Source organism: Microcoleus sp. Pol12B4, from assembly GCF_036701385.1.
Classification (GTDB): domain Bacteria; phylum Cyanobacteriota; class Cyanobacteriia; order Cyanobacteriales; family Microcoleaceae; genus Microcoleus.
Window position 1 is genome coordinate 1 of the sequence record NZ_JAUBQR010000381.1, and the last position, 2,973, is coordinate 2,973.

Genomic DNA, 2,973 nt, shown 5'->3' on the forward strand with positions numbered 1-2,973 from the left:
CCCATCCTGTATATTGCCCCAAGTACAGCGCCACTGCTAACCCACAAATCTCCCTTGCAGAAAGTAGCACAAACGTGATACGGTATAAGCTTGTGTCCAAATAACACCAGTTCATGCCAAAACTCAAAACTCGCAAAGCAGCCGCAAAGCGCTTTAGAGCGACCGGCAGCGGTAAGATCGTGCGCCGTAAAGCTTACAAAAGCCACTTGCTACAGCACAAAAGTTCAGCTCGCAAAAGCCGTCTATCTAAGCTGGTCGTCATCGACGAGACCAACGACGCTAACGTGCGGTTAATGCTTCCATACTTGTAAAGTTTAACGGAAATTAAAGATGACACGGGTAAAACGCGGTAATGTCGCCAGAGCGCGCCGCAAAAAAATTCTCAAATTAGCCAAGGGTTTCCGAGGCGCACAGTCGAAACAGTTCCGCACAGCTAACCAACGGGTGATGCAGGCCCTGCGTAACGGTTATCGCGATCGCAAAAAACGCAAACGCGATTTCCGCCGCCTGTGGATTGCGCGGATCAATGCCGCATCGCGCCAGCACGGCACGAGCTACAGCAGACTGATCGGCAACATGAAAAAAGCCAACATCGAAATCAACCGCAAAATGTTGGCACAAATGGCGATCATTGACCCAGCCACATTCGGTAAAGTCGTGGAAATGGCTAATCGAGCCGGAGCCTGAAAGTTCGCTTGATTTTCAGAATCCAGAAAGCAGAAGTAAGAAAGATTTAACAGTCTGCCAGAGAAGGAAAACTCCTGATAAATTTAGGAGGTTGAGACCAAATTTCCTTCTTTGTTCTTACTTCTGGATTATTGTTTTTTCAGAAATCGCGATCGGGCCGATCGATCGCTATTTCCTTGTTTTTATACAGTTGCAGAGGCAAATGTTATAGATTGCTAACGCCTTAAAATAAATAAGACCTTCTAGAAACCTACCTAATTTTAAGAAAAACATGGATAGTAATTTGCTCATTATTTACTTGTCAGTCCTGCTCGCTATACTCGGCAGCACTTCCTGGTTTGTGGTGCGCCAGATTCTCAAAACTCGGAAGCTGGAAATGTCTCTCGAACGCTTAGAAAATAAGCTGACAGTAGAAAAAGGAACAGCACAGGAATACTACGAATTAGGAAGTATCTATGTAGATAAGAAGCTTTACTCCCAAGCGATCGTACTGTTTCAAAAAGCCCTGAAAGCCAAAGACTTGGAAGGCGAAGAAAATCAAGCTGTTATTTACAACGCCCTCGGTTTTGCACACTTTGGCCAAGAACAGTACGACATCGCAATCCGCCACTACAAAGAAGCCCTGAAGTTACAACCAGAATACGTTACATCTCTCAATAATCTGGGTCATGCCTACGAGCGCAAGAAATTAACAGCTCAAGCCTTGGAAATGTACGAACAAGCTCTCGCCTGCGATCCAGACAATACCACGGCAAAACAGCGAGTAGAGTCTCTCCGGAAACGTTTGGTAATCTATAATTGAGCGCCCATGTTAGGAGCAATAGAGATGCCCCAAACCTGGTTTCATTCAGAAACCGGGTTTTTTCTTCACATAGTCCCAGATACTAAACTATCCAACACATTAATGGGTTAGTTTTTAAGAACATGAATTCCGAGTCAAGCTCGATCGCACACCGTCCCAGCACTTTAAATTAATGTCAAGATAAAAGCAGCACCTGCAATACCGGTCAGTCCTAACAATAGAAGGAGGAGAACGTAGTGACATCAATTCTGGTTGTCGAAGATTCGTGGTTGACTCGCAGGGTAATCTGCAAAATTCTCCGAGCAGAAGGATACGAGACTTGGGAAGCATCCAGCGGCCCCGAAGCTCTAGAACAGCTCGGCACTAAAACCCCAAACTGTATGCTATTAGATCTGCTGATGCCAGAAATGGAAGGTCGGGAAGTCCTGCAAGCGATGCGCGATCGAGGATATAAAATTCCCGTGATCGTAATTACCGCAGACATCCAAGCAAGCACCCGTTCCGAGTGCATGGAACTTGGAGCCCTGGCAGTCATTCATAAAATGCCCAACTCAGATGAACTGATCGGGTGGATCAAAAAAGCTATCAGTGTCAGCGAGGAGAGCGCCCAATGAAATTAAGCACTCGACAGCTCGATGCTTTGCAGGAACTCGTCAACATCGGGATCGGTCAAGCCGCAGGGGTTTTGAACGACATGATCGACTCCCCGATTCGCTTGCAAATCCCCTACCTTCAAATTCTGACTCCTAGCGACGTGGAAGAAGAGTTAGAGCAGCACCTCAACGGCGAGCAAATCGCCGCCGTCCAGCTCAAATTCACAGGCTCCTTTGGAGGCATTGCCCAGCTAGTCTTTCCCACCAACAGCGCTGCTTTGCTGGTGACAATGCTTACAGGGGAAGAAGTTGGAACTCAGGATCTCGATTCAGTCAAAATTGGTACGCTAAGTGAAGTGGGAAATATTGTAATTAATGGGGTCATGGGTGCAATCAGCAACGTACTTCAGCAGCGCCTGAACTATTCAATTCCCACTTATAGCGAAGGGACGATTGCTAGTTTGCTGGTATCTGGCGGTTTAGCTACTGATACAGTTGTTTTATTAGCCCAGACCAGTTTCATGATTGAAAGGCTTCACATTGAAGGAGATATCATTCTTATTTTCAATGTTAATTCCTTTGACACCTTATTGACTGCTATCAATCAACTTGCCGGGGGTCTATGATTGAGGAGAGCAAAAGTATTAAGGAAAAGTTTGGGGTTCTCGACAGCGTACCAGTCGGCGCCTGCTTGCTGCAAGATGATTTTGTGGTGCTGTTTTGGAACGCTTGTCTGGAAGAGTGGACTAAAATTCCCCGCAGCCAAATATTGGGAACAAAGATCACAACCCATTTTCCTCACCTGAGTCAGTTAAAGTACGCCACTCGCTTCAAGCAAATCTTTGCAGGAGGCCCGCCAACAATTTTTTCTTCTCAAATTCACAAACACCT

Annotated in this window: 5 protein-coding genes and 1 pseudogene; all 6 read left to right on the forward strand. The window is 46.1% G+C overall.

What is annotated here, in order from left to right; all coding sequences use genetic code 11:
* Positions 1 to 113 precede the first annotated feature (113 nt).
* Complete coding sequence (rpmI, locus tag QUA38_RS28255; RefSeq protein WP_006634164.1) at positions 114 to 311, forward strand: 50S ribosomal protein L35; 198 nt, start codon at positions 114 to 116, stop codon at positions 309 to 311.
* A 19-nt stretch (positions 312 to 330) separates the two neighbouring features.
* Positions 331 to 687, forward strand: a complete 357-nt coding sequence (gene rplT, locus QUA38_RS28260; protein ID WP_006634165.1) for a 50S ribosomal protein L20 — start codon at positions 331 to 333, stop codon at positions 685 to 687.
* Between the two features lie 271 nt (positions 688 to 958).
* The gene (locus QUA38_RS28265) at positions 959 to 1,489 is read left to right on the forward strand and encodes a tetratricopeptide repeat protein (RefSeq protein ID WP_333167729.1); all 531 of its coding nucleotides are present in this window, start codon (positions 959 to 961) and stop codon (positions 1,487 to 1,489) included.
* 236 nt (positions 1,490 to 1,725) lie between these two features.
* Entirely contained in the window at positions 1,726 to 2,103 is a 378-nt protein-coding gene (locus tag QUA38_RS28270; RefSeq protein ID WP_333167731.1) for a response regulator, read from the forward strand.
* The gene (locus QUA38_RS28275) at positions 2,100 to 2,708 is read left to right on the forward strand and encodes a chemotaxis protein CheC (protein ID WP_333167733.1); all 609 of its coding nucleotides are present in this window, start codon (positions 2,100 to 2,102) and stop codon (positions 2,706 to 2,708) included. The genes QUA38_RS28270 and QUA38_RS28275 overlap by 4 nt, the downstream gene beginning before the upstream one ends.
* Positions 2,705 to 2,973: pseudogene (locus QUA38_RS28280) on the forward strand (PAS domain-containing protein); the annotation flags it as partial. The gene QUA38_RS28275 and the pseudogene QUA38_RS28280, both read left to right, overlap by 4 nt.